The sequence below is a fragment of the Weizmannia sp. WK01 genome (genome assembly GCF_025905465.1).
Classification (GTDB): Bacteria; Bacillota; Bacilli; order Bacillales; family Bacillaceae_C; genus Weizmannia; species Weizmannia faecalis.
This window is the reverse complement of record NZ_CP109616.1, coordinates 1,960,656-1,978,559: the sequence shown is the minus strand read 5'-3', so window position 1 is coordinate 1,978,559 and position 17,904 is coordinate 1,960,656. Positions and strand designations below refer to the sequence as shown.

At 49.7% G+C, this 17,904-nt stretch carries 19 protein-coding genes; all 19 read left to right on the top strand.

Annotated features, from left to right (window positions below):
- Positions 1-96: 96 nt before the first annotated feature.
- Positions 97-693: a YphA family membrane protein gene (locus tag OF158_RS09320; protein WP_017550473.1), complete on the top strand. Its 597-nt coding sequence runs from the start codon at positions 97-99 to the stop codon at positions 691-693.
- An 88-nt stretch (positions 694-781) separates the two neighbouring features.
- Positions 782-2,092: a ribosome biogenesis GTPase Der gene (gene der, locus OF158_RS09315; protein ID WP_014098151.1), complete on the top strand. Its 1,311-nt coding sequence runs from the start codon at positions 782-784 to the stop codon at positions 2,090-2,092.
- Positions 2,093-2,112: 20 nt separating this feature from the next.
- The gene (locus OF158_RS09310; protein ID WP_043052498.1) at positions 2,113-3,153 is read left to right on the top strand and encodes an NAD(P)H-dependent glycerol-3-phosphate dehydrogenase; all 1,041 of its coding nucleotides are present in this window, start codon (positions 2,113-2,115) and stop codon (positions 3,151-3,153) included.
- A 239-nt stretch (positions 3,154-3,392) separates the two neighbouring features.
- Complete coding sequence (locus OF158_RS09305) at positions 3,393-3,599, top strand: DUF2768 domain-containing protein (protein WP_014098153.1); 207 nt, start codon at positions 3,393-3,395, stop codon at positions 3,597-3,599.
- Between the two features lie 18 nt (positions 3,600-3,617).
- Positions 3,618-4,337, top strand: a complete 720-nt coding sequence (locus tag OF158_RS09300; protein WP_014098154.1) for a hypothetical protein — start codon at positions 3,618-3,620, stop codon at positions 4,335-4,337.
- Positions 4,338-4,580: 243 nt separating this feature from the next.
- On the top strand, positions 4,581-6,059 hold the full coding sequence (gene spoIVA, locus OF158_RS09295) for a stage IV sporulation protein A (protein WP_014098155.1): 1,479 nt from the start codon (positions 4,581-4,583) through the stop codon (positions 6,057-6,059).
- A 290-nt stretch (positions 6,060-6,349) separates the two neighbouring features.
- A complete protein-coding gene (locus tag OF158_RS09290; protein ID WP_013859513.1) occupies positions 6,350-6,622 on the top strand; it encodes an HU family DNA-binding protein in 273 nt (90 codons plus the stop codon).
- Positions 6,623-6,869: 247 nt separating this feature from the next.
- A complete protein-coding gene (gene mtrB, locus OF158_RS09285; RefSeq protein WP_017550470.1) occupies positions 6,870-7,100 on the top strand; it encodes a trp RNA-binding attenuation protein MtrB in 231 nt (76 codons plus the stop codon).
- Positions 7,101-7,196: 96 nt separating this feature from the next.
- On the top strand, positions 7,197-8,006 hold the full coding sequence (locus OF158_RS09280; protein ID WP_035184688.1) for a heptaprenyl diphosphate synthase component 1: 810 nt from the start codon (positions 7,197-7,199) through the stop codon (positions 8,004-8,006).
- Positions 8,007-8,008: 2 nt separating this feature from the next.
- Complete coding sequence (locus tag OF158_RS09275; RefSeq protein ID WP_014098158.1) at positions 8,009-8,713, top strand: demethylmenaquinone methyltransferase; 705 nt, start codon at positions 8,009-8,011, stop codon at positions 8,711-8,713.
- A gap of 18 nt (positions 8,714-8,731) precedes the next feature.
- Entirely contained in the window at positions 8,732-9,694 is a 963-nt protein-coding gene (hepT, locus tag OF158_RS09270) for a heptaprenyl diphosphate synthase component II (protein WP_014098159.1), read from the top strand.
- Positions 9,695-9,845: 151 nt separating this feature from the next.
- Positions 9,846-10,292: a nucleoside-diphosphate kinase gene (ndk, locus tag OF158_RS09265; protein WP_014098160.1), complete on the top strand. Its 447-nt coding sequence runs from the start codon at positions 9,846-9,848 to the stop codon at positions 10,290-10,292.
- A 104-nt stretch (positions 10,293-10,396) separates the two neighbouring features.
- Positions 10,397-11,185, top strand: coding sequence for a CheR family methyltransferase (locus OF158_RS09260; RefSeq protein ID WP_035184690.1), 789 nt, complete (start codon positions 10,397-10,399; stop codon positions 11,183-11,185).
- A gap of 82 nt (positions 11,186-11,267) precedes the next feature.
- Positions 11,268-12,437 carry a chorismate synthase gene (aroC, locus tag OF158_RS09255; RefSeq protein ID WP_017550464.1) on the top strand — a complete coding sequence of 390 codons (1,170 nt, stop codon included), beginning with the start codon at positions 11,268-11,270 and terminating at the stop codon, positions 12,435-12,437.
- Positions 12,438-13,520, top strand: coding sequence for a 3-dehydroquinate synthase (gene aroB, locus OF158_RS09250; RefSeq protein ID WP_014098163.1), 1,083 nt, complete (start codon positions 12,438-12,440; stop codon positions 13,518-13,520).
- Positions 13,517-13,879, top strand: coding sequence for a chorismate mutase (aroH, locus tag OF158_RS09245; RefSeq protein WP_014098164.1), 363 nt, complete (start codon positions 13,517-13,519; stop codon positions 13,877-13,879). The genes aroB and aroH overlap by 4 nt, the downstream gene beginning before the upstream one ends.
- Before the next feature lie 91 nt (positions 13,880-13,970).
- A complete protein-coding gene (gene hisC, locus OF158_RS09240; RefSeq protein WP_014098165.1) occupies positions 13,971-15,065 on the top strand; it encodes a histidinol-phosphate transaminase in 1,095 nt (364 codons plus the stop codon).
- Between the two features lie 63 nt (positions 15,066-15,128).
- Positions 15,129-16,229, top strand: a complete 1,101-nt coding sequence (locus OF158_RS09235) for a prephenate dehydrogenase (protein WP_014098166.1) — start codon at positions 15,129-15,131, stop codon at positions 16,227-16,229.
- 15 nt (positions 16,230-16,244) lie between these two features.
- Positions 16,245-17,528 (top strand): 3-phosphoshikimate 1-carboxyvinyltransferase, encoded by a 1,284-nt coding sequence (gene aroA, locus OF158_RS09230; RefSeq protein WP_014098167.1) that lies wholly within the window; start codon positions 16,245-16,247, stop codon positions 17,526-17,528.
- Positions 17,529-17,904: the final 376 nt, after the last annotated feature.

Genomic DNA, 17,904 nt, shown 5'->3' with positions numbered 1-17,904 from the left:
CATTCACCCCCGCTTGTAGTATGCCTGAAAAAAGCGAAAAACTTGCGGTTAACCCGGTGCAATCTTTCCCATAATGGAGATAAAGGAGGGTGCACCGTGGAAGGAGCATTTTTTTTGGGGGTGATGTGGGCGGTATGGATTTGGGCGACATTTTTGCTGGAAAGGGATCACCCTTTGCGGTTTCCGGCAGCACTGGTTGCTTTGCTGCTTTTGATTGCCTTTCCGCATCAAGCGGCGGTGGGCCGTCTTGATATGAGCTGGGCGCTCATCGTCATTATGGCTGCCGGTTATGGGTACTTCGGCAGATTTTCGAAATGGGCACTTTTGGTCCGGCTCGCCGGCGTCTTCATCGTGATGACAGGTTATGCAGGCCTGTTGTTATTTGAACTGTACGATCCGGTCTGGATGTTTGCCTGGCGTACTATTTGCTATAGCCTGTTTTTGTTTATCCTTGTCCATTTGCTTTTTCGCTCAAAAATGGATGCTGTTGCCGCTGCACTCACCGGTACGGCACAAGGGGAAATCCTGTATGCGCTCGTGCTTGCAAAATGGGATTTCCATATTACGGCAGGATCTGCGGCATATCTCGATATCGCCGGGCTTTTTCTCCTCTACGCGTGCGGCTGGCATTTCATCGATACCGCCTTGAATCTCATCTCAGAAAGAGCGGCAAAAAAGGAAAAGCCAGGATGAATTACGGCATATTGCTTGAACAAGAAAATATTGATAAACTACTAAAGTTGATTTGTTTTGCGAAAACGGAACAGAAAGGGTGAATCGTATGGCAAAACCGGTTGTGGCAATTGTCGGACGCCCGAATGTAGGCAAATCTACCATTTTTAACCGAATTGTAGGAGAGCGCGTTTCGATTGTGGAAGATGTTCCGGGAGTGACAAGGGACCGCATATACAGTCCGGCTGAATGGCTGACACACGAATTTAACGTGATTGATACAGGCGGCATTGATATCGGGGATGAACCGTTCCTCGAGCAGATCCGGCAGCAGGCTGAAATCGCCATCCAGGAAGCGGATGTGATCATTTTTATCACAAGCGGCAGAGAAGGCGTGACTTCTGCGGATGAAATGGTCGCCAAAATATTGTACCGGTCAAAAAAGCCGGTCGTTCTGGCAGTGAACAAGGTCGACAATCCCGAGATGCGCACCCAGATTTATGATTTTTACGCCCTCGGTTTTGGCGATCCTTTCCCGATATCAGGCGCACACGGCCTCGGCCTTGGCGACCTGCTCGATGCAGTTGTCAAACATTTTCCGGAAAAAGCGGACGAGGAGTACGGGGAAGATGTCATTAAATTTTGTTTCATCGGGAGGCCGAACGTCGGAAAATCTTCGCTGTTTAATGCGATTCTCGGCGAAGAGCGCGTCATTGTTAGCGACATAGAAGGGACGACAAGAGACGCAGTGGATACCGTCTATACTTATGAAGATCAAACTTATGTTATGATTGATACAGCAGGGATGCGCAAAAAAGGAAAAGTGTATGAAAACACGGAAAAATACAGTGTGCTGCGCGCATTGAGGGCGATTGAGCGTTCCGATGTCGTCTGTGTCGTTTTAAACGGCGAGGAAGGGATCCGCGAACAGGATAAGCGGATTGCCGGCTACGCCCATGAAGCGGGCCGCGGCGTGATCATTGTCGTCAACAAATGGGATGCCGTTCAAAAAGATGAAAAAACGATGAATCAGTTTACACAGAAAATCCGGGACCATTTTCAGTTTCTTGATTATGCGCCGGTCATTTACGTATCGGCAAAAACGAAAAAGAGGCTGGACCAGCTGTTCCCGCTGCTTAAGACGGTCAGCGAGAACCATGCGATGCGCGTGAAGTCCAGCGTGCTGAATGAAGTTATAACGGATGCGGTTGCGATGAATCCGACGCCGACGGACAAAGGGCGGCGGCTGAAAATTTTTTATGCAACGCAAGTCTCCGTCAAACCGCCGACGATCGTTGTGTTTGTCAATGATCCCGAATTGATGCATTTTTCGTACGAACGGTTTTTGGAAAATCGGATCCGTGATGCGTTTGGTTTTACCGGAACGCCGATCCACATCATCGCCCGTGCGCGTAAATAAACATAAAGAGGGTGTTTCATTTGTCCAAAAAAACGATTGCAGTGCTCGGCGCGGGGAGCTGGGGCACTGCCTTGTCGATTGTTTTGGCTGATAACGGCTTTCAGGTCAGGTTGTGGGGAAACAAAAAAGGCCAGATCGATGAAATCAATACATCCCATACAAACGCGTTTTATTTGCCGGGCATTCAGCTGCAATCTGCCATTACCGGCATCTTTTCACTTGAAGAAGCGTTAGACGACATTGATACCGCTGTACTGGCGGTCCCTACAAAAGCGGTGCGTGATGTATGCAGGCAAGTAAAAGCGGTGCGGAAAAGCCCGCTTTCCATCATCCATGTCACGAAAGGGATTGAACCGGGTTCCCTGATGCGCATTTCGGAAATGATTGAAGAAGAAATGCCGGAATCGTTGCTGCGGGATCTCACGGTTTTATCGGGGCCGAGCCATGCTGAAGAAGTCAGCCTGCGCCATCCGACGACCGTAACCGTTTCATCGAAAAAAATGGCAGCTGCCAAAAAAGCGCAGGACATTTTTATGAACTCGAATTTTCGCGTCTATACGAATCCCGACATCATTGGCGTCGAATTGGGCGGTTCCCTGAAAAATATTATTGCGCTTGCAGCCGGCATTTTGGACGGCCTCGGCTACGGGGACAATGCGAAAGCGGCTTTAATGACAAGAGGGCTTGCGGAAATCGCCCGGCTCGGCACTAAAATGGGTGCAAATCCGCTCACTTTTCTCGGGCTTGCCGGAATTGGCGACCTGATCGTGACGTGTACGAGTGTCCACTCGCGGAACTGGCGGGCCGGCAATATGCTCGGCAAAGGCAAAAAGCTCGATGATGTGCTGGAACAAATGGGAATGGTCGTGGAAGGCGTCCGGACAACAAAGGCGGCTTACCAGCTCTCCAGCCGGTACGAAGTGAAAATGCCGATTACCGATGCCCTTTACCATGTCTTATTTGAAGGACTTGATCCGAAAGAAGCAGTCGACAATTTAATGGGCCGGCTGAAAAAACATGAAATGGAAGGTTTGATGGATATGCTGGGGGAACAGTACTAGGCATCTTGGCAAAAAAGTCCCGGTAGGCTTTCGGACGATACCGGATGGATGCATGTTGCATAAACTGCAAGGAAAAAGAATTCGCTTTAAACTGCGCAGGCTGGGTATAGTCAACCTTTTCTCCGGGGCAGACGTTCGCCCCGGCCTTTTTTATGCCGTAAATTGAAACATTTCAAAAGCTTATGATATAATGTCCGAAGTCCGAAAAGTTTACGAATTTTACAAGGGAGAAAGGGGAGATGGTTTTGTCCCGGGGGATGGCGAATATGTGGATTTCGCTTTTTGGCATGGGCCTGCTCTGTTTGGCGATGGTATTGATTGTTGCAAGCCGATACAGGCTGAAACAAAAACTGTTCAAATGGGCGGCTGCTGTGATTGCGTATGCCTGCCTGGCGCTGGGCGGCCTGATTATGGCTTATATCGTGCTGAGCGGGCCGGCAAATTAACCGGAGGGGGAGATCGTTTTGCACTTCAAAAATATGCTGCTATTGCTTGTAGCTGTTTGCGCCTGCATCAGTTTAGGCGGCTGCCTTTATCCGGGGGCACAGGAAAAAGAAAGCGGGCTGCCGGATGACATGCAGCTTCAAATGGTGCAAAAAGCTGTAGATGAATACCGGAAAGACAATAGCGGCCTGCTTCCGATCAAGACAAAGCCGCAAAATACGCCGGTCTATTTAAAATACCCGATTGATTTCAACAAGCTGAAAAGCCCGAAAAACTACCTGCCCGATCCGCCGGCAAATGCGTATGACAACGGCGGCACGTTGCAATATGTGCTCCTTGATCCGGAACATCATCCGACGGTCAAAGTGTTTGATACGAGAATACCCGAGAAAATAAGAGACTTGCAAATCCGGATTGCGTCCCAGGGCTATCCGCCATTTAAAAAAGAGATTGCAAGAAATGTATACGCTTTAGATTTTAAAAAGCTCGGTTACAAAACAGATCCGTACGTGGTGTCTCCGTATACCGGCCGGAAACTGCCGTTTGTCATTACCGGGAGAGGCGGCATTTATGTCGATTACCGGGCTGATCTGGCAAAAGCGCTCAAAACGGGCAAGCGGGCGTTTAAACCCGGGGAAGATATCCGCGTGCTGTTAACTGAAGGCTCCCCGTTTGTACCGGCTTATTCCCTTCCCTGCACCGTAAATCAAAAAAATGAACCGGTATTTATGGCAAAATAGTCATAACCCTTTCTCATCCCAATATATTGTTAGAGAAAGGGTTTATTTTTTGGTCCTGCGTCTCTTCGTAAGGAAAAATTTTGAAAAAATAAACAGGGGCAAATCCTGTACAGCAACTTTTTGAAAATCTATAAAAAATCATTTTATAGACATAAGGCGGTCGGACAACATCATACACATATAATGTCCTATCATCAGCGCGAATGATGGTGTCCCGGGAACGAATGTGGGGAGGGAAACAAATTGGAAAAAGTTGATATTTTTAAAGATATTGCAGAACGTACGGGCGGCGATATTTATTTGGGGGTCGTGGGCGCCGTCAGAACGGGGAAATCCACTTTTATTAAAAAATTCATGGAACTCGTTGTGCTTCCGAACATTACAAACGAAGCGGACAGAAACCGGGCGCAGGATGAACTCCCGCAAAGCGCGGCTGGGAGAACGATTATGACGACAGAACCGAAATTTGTGCCGAACCAGGCGGTTGCTGTCCATGTCGACGAAGGGCTTGATGTGAACATCCGGCTTGTCGACTGTGTCGGCTACACGGTTCCGGGCGCGAAAGGATATGAAGATGAAAACGGCCCGCGCATGATCCATACGCCGTGGTATGAAGAACCGATTTCTTTCCACGAAGCGGCGGAAATCGGCACGAGAAAGGTCATTCAGGAACATTCAAGCATTGGGGTTGTGATCACGACAGACGGCACGATCGGCGAAATTCCGCGTGAGGATTACGTGGAAGCGGAAGAAAGGGTTGTTGCCGAGTTAAAAGAAGTCGGCAAACCGTTTATCATTGTTGTCAATTCGGCAAAGCCGCATCATTCGGAGACGGAAATGCTGAGGGCGGAATTGCAGGAAAAGTATGATCTTCCGGTGCTCGCCATGTCAGTGGAAAGCATGCGTGAAGCCGATGTGCTGAATGTGCTGCGGGAAGCGCTGTACGAATTTCCGGTACTGGAAGTCAATGTGAACCTGCCGAGCTGGGTCATGGTGTTAAAAGAAAACCACTGGCTGCGTGAAAATTATCAGGACGCCGTGAAAGAGTCAGTAAAAGACATTAAGCGGCTACGCGATGTGGACCGCGTTGTCCAGGCTTTTAACGAATATGAATTTATTGAATCTGCAAGCCTTGCTGGCATTGAAATGGGGCAAGGGGTGGCGGAAATCGACCTCGAGGCGCCGGATGAACTGTACGACCAGGTCTTAAAGGAAATCGTCGGCGTTGAAATCCGCGGCAAGGATCATCTGCTCGAGCTGATGCAGGATTTCGCCCATGCAAAATCGGAATACGACCAAATTTCCGATGCCCTGAAAATGGTGAAACAAACCGGCTACGGGATTGCCTCACCTTCCCTGCAGGATATGAGCCTGGATGAGCCGGAAATCATCCGCCAAGGATCCCGTTTCGGCGTCCGGCTGAAGGCAGTGGCGCCGTCCATCCATATGATCAAAGTCGATGTCGAATCGGAATTTGCCCCGATCATCGGGACGGAAAAGCAGAGCGAGGAGCTTGTGCGGTACCTGATGCAGGATTTTGAAGATGACCCGCTGTCCATCTGGAATTCGGATATTTTCGGGCGCAACTTAAGTTCCATTGTCAGGGAAGGCATCCAGGCAAAATTATCGCTTATGCCGGAAAATGCCCGCTATAAGTTAAAAGAAACGCTCGAACGGATCATTAACGAAGGGTCAGGCGGCCTGATCGCCATTATTTTGTAAGAGGGATACCGCGGTATCCCTTTTTTGTATACGTGGGACGAGCATCTTTGGCCGCAAGTTAGAATTTTTTCGGGAAAAGTACTTTAAATCCGAAAAAAATTGAAAAGTTTTCCTTTGTTAGCGAATAGTTCTTGCACCTCTCTTGCGATTATGATAATCTTTTAACAGAATTGGTGCTGAAAAGCCTGATTCCATCCGGTTTTAAACGTTTATGATGAGGGAAAACCGTATACACTGAAGAGAAGAAACTGGAAATGACTTCTACGTTTCTTTTGGAGGAGGTGAATGGAATGAATAAAACGGATTTAATCAATGCAGTGGCAGAAGCTACCGAACTTTCCAAAAAAGATACGACAAAAGCAGTTGACGCTATTTTTGATACAATTCAAAATGCATTGGCAAACGGAGATAAAGTCCAACTGATTGGGTTTGGTAATTTCGAAGTGCGCGAACGCGCTGCCCGTAAAGGAAGAAACCCGCAAACCGGCGAGGAAATCGACATTGCGGCAAGCAAAGTGCCTGCATTCAAGCCGGGGAAAGCGCTTAAAGACGCAGTGAAGTAATTACATATGGTTGGCTTTGAGCGGAAAAAAGGCTGCCTGGGCAGCCTTTTTTTTTAATACAGCAGGGCCCAAAAAAGGGAAACGCGCATACGTTTGGCACCCGTTTTCCCGGGGCAAATGCCTGCGAAATCCCGGTACAGCCGGGGAAAGCCTGAGCGCGGCGTTTCCGGCGCTTTGACTGCAAACGGCGCTGTGGTAAGATGAATATATGAAAAGTTTTTTAAACGAATAAAAAGGAGGCCCGAAAATGAAAGCAGAGGCGCAGGCGGATTATATCGTCGTGAAAGCGTTGCAGGACGGGGTGAGCGTCATTGGGCTGTCAAGGGGTACCGATACGAAGCTGAACCATACGGAAATGCTGGATGATGGCGAAGTGCTGGTCGCACAGTTTACCGAACATACTTCCATGATCAAGATTCGCGGTGAAGCGCAAATCATGACCGGCATCGGGAGTTTGCAAAGCGAAGCGAAAAAATAAACCGAAATCAATTTGTTAACGGCCGTTTTACATATGTGATATAATAAACTACAGCTTATTTTTAGGCCAGATCAACGAAGAAACGGGGAAAGGGTTATGTCATACCAGAGGGAGCAGCAAATTGCCGCAATCAAACAGGCGATTGAAGAAGAAGTGGCACACGACTATTTAAATCAGTTTATTGACGCCCCATACATAGATGAAGACCGGATCCTGCTTTTGATAAGCAGCCTTGCGGGGCAGCCGTATACGGAACATGAAGTAAAGCAGTTTGTTGCGACTGCCATGCTGATCCAGATTGCCCTTGACACCCATGAAAAAGTAACCAATGCAAAAGAAAATCAAAAAAGCCGCCAGCTTACCGTTCTGGCGGGGGATTATTTCAGCAGCCTTTACTACAAACTGCTTGCGGGCGTGCACAACGTCCGGCTTGTCGGCATACTGGCGGAAGGAATCAAATCCGTAAATGAATATAAAGTGATGCTTTACCAATTTGACAATTCCGACGCGGAGACGTTCGTCGGGCATTTGAAAAAAACCGAATCCGCGATTATTACAAAATTTATGCAGTTTTTCGGTTCACAGCCGCTCATCCGCTTAAGCGAGGAACTGCTTTTGTTTAACCGGCTGTTAAGGGAAAAGGAGCAGGCCGAAAACGGGAAGCGCTCCATCCTGTTTGAAGCCCTGAACAAAATGGCCTACCCGGGTGACGGGCGCCCTTTTGAGCAGCTGCCGCATGAGAAAAAGCGAAAACTGTTTTATATTTGTGAGAAGTATTTGAAAGAAAGCATCCGTGCGTTGCAGGCTGCGGCCATGTCATGCGGAAATGAAATGCTTTCAGAGCGGATCCGCCTGCTGATGGGGCGGTATGGCGATGCAACGAGATTATATGCGGAGGAAGGGTAACCATGATGCCAAAAGAAGAGCGGGTACACGCCGTTTTCGAAAAAATTTCGCAAAACTACGACAGGATGAACTCGGTGATCAGCTTCAGCCAGCATAAACGGTGGCGGAAAGACCTGATGCGGAAAATGGCGGTAAGAGAAGGGAGCAACGCACTCGATCTGTGCTGCGGGACGGCGGACTGGACGATTGCCCTCGCACAGGCAGTGGGCGAATCCGGCAGTGTGACAGGGCTCGATTTCAGTGAAAGCATGCTTGAAGTCGGGAAGCGGAAAGTGGACACGCTTGGCTTAAAAAATGTCGCGCTCCGTTACGGAAATGCAATGGAACTGCCATTTGAAGATGCAACGTTTGATTATGTGACGGTCGGGTTCGGACTCAGGAATGTCCCGGACTACAAACAGGTTTTGCAGGAAATGTACAGGGTGCTGAAGCCCGGCGGCATGGCGGCCTGCCTGGAAACCTCCCAGCCGGTGATTCCCGGGTACAGGCAGCTTTATTACTTTTATTTCCGCCGGATCATGCCGCTTCTCGGACAATGGCTCGCAAAAAGCTACCGGGAATATTCCTGGCTTCAGGAATCGGCACTGCAGTTTCCGGGAATGGAAGAACTGGCGGCTGCTTTTTCCGATGCGGGTTTTGGCCGGATTTTGTACAAGCCGTTTGCCGGCGGGGCCGCAGCTGCACATATTGCCTTGAAAGAGAAATGATGATCGGATGGAGACGGAATGAAGGTACAAATGCTGTACTCGTTTTTAAAAACGGATATTGAGCTTATTGAACAAGAGCTGGCCAACGCTGTCGCATCAAACGCTGCTTTGATACAGCAGGCATCTGAAAGTTTGCTGAAAGCGGGAGGAAAAAGGATCCGCCCCGTATTTGTACTGCTCGGCGCGAAATTCGGAGATTACGAAATCGAACGTGTCAAAAATGTCGCTGTTGCACTGGAATTGATCCATATGGCATCGCTCGTGCACGATGATGTCATTGATGATGCCGAATTGCGCCGGGGAAAACCGACCGTAAAAGCCAAATGGGACAACCGGATTGCCATGTATACAGGCGATTATATTCTCGCAACCGCGCTTGAATATATTACAAAAGTGGAGGATCTCTCCGCCCACCAAATTCTGGCGGATACACTTGTTGAAGTGTGCGTCGGCGAAATTGAGCAAATTAAGGATAAATACCGGTTTCATCAAAATTTGCGCTGTTACTTAAGGCGGATCAAGCGGAAAACGGCGTTGCTGATTGCAGCTAGCTGCCAGCTCGGGGCGATTGCATCGGGCGCCGACGAAAACATCCACCGCCAATTGTACCGGTTTGGCTACAATGTCGGGATGAGCTATCAAATTATTGATGATATCCTGGATTTTACCGGCACGGAGAAGCAGCTTGGAAAACCGGCAGGCGAAGATTTGCGCCAGGGCAATGTAACGCTTCCGGTGCTTTTTGCAAGGGAAGACCCAAAAATCAGAAAAAAGCTGGAATATGTCCATGAGCACATGCCAAAAGCGGAGCTTGAAGACGTTGTCAGACTGGTCAAACAGTCCGGCGCGATCGAACGGTCTTATGCAGTGAGCAACTGCTATCTAGAGAAAGCGCTCGGTACGCTTGAGCAGCTTCCGGATACCCGTTTTAAAAAAATGCTGGCAGATTTGGCGCGTTATATGGGAAAAAGAAAGTTTTAAAAGAAAGCAGGGCTGCCGGGCAGTGCCCTGCGTTGGCGGCCCGGTTTTGAAGCGCTTACTTCAAACATATTGAGATTTTCCCGCCACCATGGTACGATTTTCTATGGCCAAGATGTCTTACATAGTAGAAATGCGAATGGAGTGGATGAAGATGGAAAGGACTTTTTTAATGGTAAAACCGGATGGGGTCAGCCGCCAGCTGATCGGCGAAATCGTTTCCCGCTTTGAAAAGAAAGGGTTTCGGCTTGCGGGGGCAAAATTGATGCAAATTTCGGATGAACTTGCAAAAAAGCATTACGCTGAGCATAAAGAACGCCCTTTTTTCAATGATCTCGTGGCATTTATTACTTCCGGTCCGGTCTTTGCCATGGTTTGGGAAGGCGAAAACATCATCGCTACCGCACGGCAAATGATGGGCAAAACGAATCCGGCCGAAGCCGCCCCGGGGACGATCCGCGGCGATTACGGCGTGATTGTCAGCAAAAACATTATTCACGGTTCCGACTCACCAGAAAGCGCGAAACGTGAAATTTCCCTGTTTTTCCGGGAAGATGAGCTGATCTCATACAGTCGGCCGGCGGATGCTTCGATTTATTAAATCATGCAAAAAAAGATTGGCGATCCTCTCCGCGCCAATCTTTTTTTATGTTAAAATAAACGGTATGAACCAACAAATCTGAATAAAAATACGGGGATTGCATAATGAAAACAGAACTGGATGATTACGGCCGGTTCATTGCGCAAGTCAAAAAGAAAACGGGGATCGATTTATCTTTGTATAAAGAAGCGCAAATGAAAAGAAGGCTGACGACATTATATGAAAAAAGAGGTTTTTCATCTTTCAGTGAATTTTTTCACGGATTGGACAAAAACGAACATTTGCTGGAAGAATTTTTGGACAGAATGACGATTAATGTTTCAGAATTTTATAGAAATAAGTCAAGATGGGATGTGCTCGAACGGAACATTTTGCCCGGGCTGCTGAAAGAAAAAGGAGAAAAACTGAAAATCTGGAGTGCCGCTTCTTCTACGGGCGAAGAACCGTATACGATGGCGATGATCTTGTCCAAGTATTTACCGCTTAATAAGATTCAGATCCTGGCGACCGATATTGATCAAAAAGCCCTGCAGAAAGCAGAAGCCGGCGTTTATTCCGAACGTTCCATCCTGGAAGTGCCGCGCGAAATGAAACAAAAATATTTTCAAAAAAGCAGCGGAGGTCCGTTCTATCGAATTGCGGACGAAATCAGGCGGGCGGTGGTGTTCAAACAACATAATTTGCTGCACGACCCTTATCCGGCAGCGGATCTGATTATTTGCCGGAACGTGCTGATTTATTTTACAGAAGAAGCCAAAGTGTCTGTTTACCGGAATTTCAGCAAAACGCTGTCGGCAAACGGCATATTATTTGTCGGCAGCACGGAGCAGATTTTCAATCCGGCTGCGTATGGATTTGAAATTGTAGACACCTTTTTCTATAGAAAAATATAAAGTGCTCCATCTATTCGATTTATAGCGATTGTGGTATAGTAATAGATATGTAATGCTTTAAAGTGATGAAGGGGGATGCAGAATGAGATATTTGACAGCAGGCGAGTCGCACGGCCCGGCGCTGACCACCATTATTGAAGGCCTTCCAGCGGGCATGCCGCTGACAGCTGAAGAAATTAACACTGACCTTGCCAGAAGGCAGAAAGGTTACGGCCGGGGACGGAGAATGCAGATAGAAAAGGACAGGGCAATCATTTCTGCCGGCGTTCGCCACGGATTGACGCTCGGTTCGCCGGTTGCGCTCACGGTTGAAAACAGGGACTGGGTGCACTGGAATAAGATCATGGGCATTGAGCCCCTTCCAGATGATGCGGACGATGTGAAACGGCGTGTGACCCGTCCGCGCCCGGGGCATGCCGATCTTGCCGGCGGGATCAAATACGGGCACAGGGATTTGCGCAATGTGCTCGAGCGCTCTTCCGCACGCGAGACCACCGTTCGTGTGGCCGCTGGGGCTGTCGCGAAAAAACTGCTGAAAGAGCTTGGCATTGAAGTGGCCTCGCACGTGCTTGAAATCGGGGGTGTACGCGCGGAAAAGGTGCCATATGATTCCCTTGCTTCCTTGCAGGAAAAAGCGGACGGTTCACCGGTACGCTGTTTGGATGACGGGGCGGCGCAAAAAATGATGGAAGCGATCGACACGGCAAAGAAAAACGGCGACTCGATCGGCGGCATTGTCGAAGTGATCGCAACCGGGATGCCGGCCGGTGTCGGCAGTTATGTTCATTACGACCGGAAGCTGGATGCAAAGCTGGCACGCGCCATCATCAGCATCAATGCGTTTAAAGGGGTGGAATTCGGGCTTGGCTTTGAAATGGCACACCGGCCCGGGAGCGAAGTCCATGATGAAATCGCCTGGTCGGAAGAAACGGGCTATACGCGCAAAACAAACCGGCTCGGCGGCTTTGAAGGCGGTATGACAACCGGCATGCCGATTGTCGTAAGAGGCGTCATGAAGCCGATCCCGACATTGTATAAGCCGCTTCAAAGCGTTGATATCGAAACGAAGGAACCTTTTGCAGCGAGCATCGAACGTTCCGACAGCTGTGCGGTGCCGGCAGCGAGCGTCGTCTGTGAGGCCGTTGTCGCCTGGGAGCTGGCGGAAGCGATCACTGCCCAGTTTTACAGCGACAGGATGGATGTGCTGAAAAAAACGGTTGCGGAGCAAAGAGAATACGGAAGGTTGTTTTAAATGGAAACGATCATCATTGATACAGAAACAAAACAGTACCCGGTATACATAGCAAGCGGCGCGCTCCAGGAGCTAGGTCCGCTCGTCCGCAAATATACGCGCTGCATGGTCATAACAGATCAAAATGTCCGGCCGCTTCACTTGGACAAACTGCTTTCACAGCTTCCGGAAAGCGCGGAACAGTGTGTACTGACCGTGCCAGCTGGGGAAGATGCCAAAACGTTTGAAGTCTACCAAGAAGCTTTGACGTTTGCCGTGGAACATCATTTAGACCGGAAATCATGCATTCTTGCCTTTGGCGGGGGCGCGGTCGGCGATCTTGCCGGTTTTGTGGCGGCAACCTATATGCGCGGCATTGCGTTTATTCAAATCCCGACAACCATTTTGGCCCATGACAGCGCGGTCGGCGGCAAAGTAGCGATCAATCACCCGCTTGGAAAAAACCTCGTCGGCGCTTTTTACCAGCCGGAATTTGTATTGTATGACACAGATTTCCTGCGCACGCTCCCCAAAAAGCAGCTGTTAAGCGGATTTGCCGAACTTGTAAAGCATGCGCTTCTTTCGGATAAGGAGTTCCTTAAAGAATTGCAAACAAAGATTCCGGACGGCGGGCATCTTTTATCCCCGCATCTTCCGGACTTGTTGAAAAAAGGGATCAAAGTAAAGGCAGATATTGTCCGCAAAGATGAAAAAGAAACGGGTGTGCGTGCCTTTTTGAATTTCGGGCATACGCTTGGGCATGCCCTTGAGGCGCACGGCGGGTTCGGGAAAATCACCCATGGCGAAGCGGTCATGACCGGTATCGTCTACGCGCTTTTGATCAGCAGGGAACAGACCGGCCTTCAATTTGATTTGCCGCAATTTCTCAGCTGGATCGAAACGCTCGGCTATGATTGGAAAATTCCGGCTGGCGCAGCATTTGACGAAATCTATGCTTATATGAAACGCGATAAAAAAACAATTGCCGGCAATATTCACTTCGTCCTGCTTGAGTCTGTCGGCAAACCGGTGCTGGCTGAAGTGGACAAAGACCGGCTGAGCCGTCTGTTTCTGCTGCAGCAAAAGGGGGATTTGCATACATGATACGCGGAATACGCGGAGCGACTACGGTCGAGCGCGATCACGAAAGCGAAGTCCTTGCTGCTACTTCTGAGCTGATGAATGCCTTGATCGAAAAAAACGGGATCAAGCCGGACCGCGTTGCTTCCCTTTTGTTCTCGGCAACAGCCGATATCCGTTCGGCTTTTCCTTCGAAAGTCATGCGCCAATTCAGCGGCTGGAAGTATGTCCCGATTATGAATATGCAAGAAATTCCGGTTGAAGGAAGCCTTGTCCGCTGCATCCGTATCCTGATCCATGTCGACACGGACATTGGGCAGGAGGACATAAAACATGTGTATTTGCGCCGTGCAGCCGTGCTTCGTCCGGATTTAACAAAATAAGAGAATGCTAACGTGTCACGAACCGAAAGGAGAGAATGCGATCACCCCCTGGCTTGCGCTCTTGCATGGAAGCAGGGGACTCTCGCTAAAGATGATGAAATGGAGAACAAAAATTACGGATTTGCATGCATATGTGCCCGGAAAGACCATTGATGAAGTGAAAAAACAATACAGGCTCGATTCAATCGTGAAACTGGCATCCAATGAAAATCCGTTCGGCTATTCCCCGAAAGTGGATGAGGCTTTGAAAAACTTTCAGCCTGCTTTTACCCGTTATCCGGACGGGCACGCCTTACAACTGAGACAGAAAATGGCCGCACATCTCGGCGTTGATCCAACCGAACTGATTTTTACAAACGGGACGGACGAACTGATCCAAATCGTTTCCAGGTCACTCCTCGAACCAGGCAAAAATACGGTGATGGCCGCACCGACATTTTCCCAATACAAACATAATGCCATCATCGAGGGCGCCGAAGTCCGTGAAGTACCCTTAAAAGACGGGCGGCATGACCTGGAGGCGATGCTCGGGCAAATTGATGAAAACACGGCGGTTGTCTGGATTTGCAGCCCGAACAATCCGACGGGGACGTATACGACCGAACAGGAGTTGACCGCTTTTCTTGACCGCGTGCCGGAAGACGTGCTCGTTTTTATCGATGAAGCGTACAGCGAATACGTGGTCGCAAAAGATTACGAACAGGCGCTGACATTATTCCGCCGGTATCATCATTTGATTGTCAGCCGGACATTTTCGAAAATTTACGGACTGGCCGGTTTACGCGTCGGCTACGGGATTGCCGATCGAACGATCATCCAAAAGCTCGAGCCGGTGCGCCCGCCATTTAATACCAATGTCCTTGGCCAGCTGGCTGCCCAGGCGGCGTTGGAGGACCAGGCGTTTATCCAGAGCTGCCGCGACAAAAACCGGCAGGGGCTCGAACACTTTTATGCGTTTTGCCGCCGCAACAGCCTTGCATTTTACCCGTCGCAGGCAAATTTTATTTTAATCGATTTTCAATGCGATAGTGAGGAAGTTTGCCGGTTTTTGCTTGGCAGGGGATATATCGTCCGCTCCGGGGAAGCGCTCGGGATGCCGGGGACGGTCCGGGTGACCATCGGGTCGGAAGAACAGAACCGGGGCGTACTCGGGGCGATCGGGGCTTTTCTGGAAAGCCGCAAATGAACTTGACAACGGCGGGCCTTTTGACAGCAAAAGGCCGCCTTTTTACAAAAAGAGGTGGCACCTTTGAAAGGAAATGTGTTTGTGATCGGGCTCGGGTTAATCGGGGGATCCATTGCACTAGCGATTAAAAAGGAACATCCGGAAGCCAAGGTCACAGGGTATGATGCCAAATTGGAAGAAATGAAAATGGCAAAAGCCCTGATGGTCGTGGATGATTACGTGGAAACGATCCAAGACGGCGTGCGTGGCGCGGATTTAATTATATTGGCCACGCCGGTGCTTGTAACGGAAAAATTGATCGGGCAGCTCGGGCAAATGGAATTGAAGGAAAATGTGATCATCACCGATACGGGCAGCACGAAAGAAAGCATCATGGCAAAGGCGCAGCGGCTCGCCGGCAACAACACCGTTTTTATCGGCGGGCATCCGATGGCCGGTTCCCATAAAAGCGGCGTTACGGCCGCCAGCCTGTCCCTGTTTGAAAATGCCTTTTATTTGCTTACGCCTTTCCATGAACAAGATCAGCGGACGGAAGAATTGAAACAGTGGCTGAAAGGAACAAAGGCAAATTTCATCACCGTTTCTCCGGAAATGCATGATGAAATGGTTGCGGTCATCAGCCATTTTCCGCATGTTATCGCAGCGTCACTTGTCCATCTTGTGAAAGATGCAGATGCGGAATATCCCCTTTTAAAAAGGCTTGCTGCTGGGGGTTTCCGTGATATTACACGGATTGCCTCCTCAAGCCCGCAAATGTGGGCGGACATCTCTTGCGGTAACAGGGAAAACCTGATCAGGCTTTTGGATAGATGGGCGAAAAATCTTCAGGAAGTGAAAAAGGCGCTTGCAGACAACAAGTATGAGCTTCTCCACCGCTTTTATGCGGAAGCGAAACAATACCGCGACTGCCTTCCAATCAGCGGATCGGGCGCAATCCCGTCTTTTTACGATTTATTTGTCGATATTCCGGATGTCCCGGGGGTTGTTTCTCAAATTACCAATAAACTGGCGGAAAAAGGAATCTCTATTACGAATATCCGCATCCTTGAGGCGCGGGAAGATATATACGGCGTGCTCCGGATCAGTTTTCGCTCGGAAAACGACCGCGATCTAGCCATGAATCTTTTAAAAAAAGAAACCCCGCATGAAGTCTATATCCAATAGAAGGTGGTGGCTGCAATGGAAAAATTGGCACCCGCGCAAACAGGGTTAAAAGGTACGATTAAAGTTCCGGGGGATAAATCGATTTCCCACCGGTCGGTTATGTTTGCCGCTGTCGCCAGGGGAAAAACGATGGTAGAAAATTTTCTCCCCGGCGCCGACTGTTTGAGCACCATTCATTGTTTTCAGCAAATGAGCGTGCCGATCGAACGGGATGGCACCCGGGTGGTGATTGCTGGAAAAGGATGGGACGGTTTGGCGGAGCCGGAAACGGTGCTCGATACCGGAAACTCCGGTACGACGACCCGCCTGATGCTCGGTCTTCTTGCCGGCCGGCCCTTCCATTCGGTCATTGCCGGCGACGAATCGATTGCAAAGCGCCCAATGCAGCGCGTCACAAAACCGCTTTGCGAAATGGGCGCGCACATTGACGGAAGAATGGGCGGCAATTTCACCCCTCTTTCTATAAGGGGCGGGGCGCTTCAGGGAATCGAATACCGGCTGCCTGTTGCAAGCGCGCAGGTAAAATCCGCGCTTCTTTTAGCCGGTCTTCAGGCAGACGGCACTACAATCGTGCATGAGCCGCAGCCCACCCGCGACCATACTGAACGAATGATCCGGGCATTTGGCGGCGAGGTCAGGACGGAAGGGAGAACGATTTCCGTCCGGGGCGGCACGGTTTTCCATGGCACGGAGATCGTTGTGCCCGGCGATATCTCATCCGCCGCCTTTTTTATGGCTGCTGCTTCGCTCGTGCCCGGGAGTGAAATCGTCTTGCCGGATGTCGGGCTCAATCCGACCCGTGCCGGGATCATTGACGTTTTAAAGCAAATGGGCGCGGATATGGAAGTGATCGAAACACATGCCCCATCTGACGGCGAGCAAACAGGCACGTTGGTGATCCGTCCGGCTGCTTTACAAGGCGTTGAAATCGGCGGCGGGCTGATTCCGCGCCTCATTGATGAAATTCCAATCATTGCCCTTCTTGCTACACAGGCGGAAGGCAGGACGGTCATAAAAGATGCCGCAGAACTGAAAGTGAAAGAGACAAACCGGATTGACACGGTTGTCCGGGAATTAAAGAAACTGGGCGCCCATATTGAAGCGACAGCGGATGGCATGATCATTGAAGGCCCTTGCCGGCTTTCAGGCGGGACGGTGGAAAGCCACGGGGATCATAGAATCGGGATGATGCTTGCCGTTGCATCACTTGTGGCAAAGGATGCTGTCTGCCTGAAAGGGGCGGAAGCAATCGCCGTATCATACCCGCAGTTTTTTGATGATCTGAAATCCGTTCTGTAACGGCTTTAGACGCCTATTGAAAACAGGCACCAGCAAAAGAATGAAAATCAGCCGGCGCCTGTTTTCAGGATAACAGAGAACAGCTTGATCATGATGCCCGTGGAAAAGCGGGGTGCGGAAATTCAAAATCCCGTGCCCCGCTTTATTTTTGCTGTGAAAAAAAGGGATTTTCATGCACGGCGGAGAAATACTTAAACAGGGAACCCGGAAAGGCAAATGATTTGCCCTGGCCTTCAAAATTCATTATGATTTAGCCAAAGGCCACCCGCGGTTTTTCCTGCAGGCAAGTGGGCTCCAGGGAAAGGGCGATTGCCATTTTACCAGGGGACCGGGGGAGCGCTTTTAGCGGCAACCGGGGATTTTGGCTTTGCAAGAT